This window comes from Massilia sp. CT11-108 (assembly GCF_047302915.1).
Lineage (GTDB): Bacteria > Pseudomonadota > Gammaproteobacteria > Burkholderiales > Burkholderiaceae_D > Telluria > Telluria orientalis.
In genome coordinates this window covers 1-241 of record NZ_JBKYMO010001722.1, presented here as the reverse complement: position 1 = coordinate 241, position 241 = coordinate 1, and the positions used below count along the sequence as shown (strand labels likewise).

1 pseudogene is annotated in these 241 nt (G+C 71.0%); it reads left to right on the top strand.

What is annotated here, in order from left to right:
* Positions 1 to 241 (top strand): annotated as a pseudogene (locus ACEN88_RS36155) (chemotaxis protein CheA); the annotation flags it as partial.

Sequence of the window (241 nt, the reverse complement as noted above, 5' to 3'; positions counted from 1 at the left end):
TTTCATGGGGCTGCCGGCGCTCGTCGCCGCCTGCCACCTGACGGAAAACCTGTTCGACGCGCTGCGCACCGGCGCCGCTCCCGTCACGCCGGGCGCGATCGAAGCGTCGCTGCAGGCGTCGGGCTTCGTCGCCGACCAGCTCAATGACCTGAACAACGGCGCCACGCCGGACCAGCTGCCGCAGATGCCCGCCGATCTCGAGCGCATGCTCAAGGACGCCATCGCCGGCAACGACGCCGCG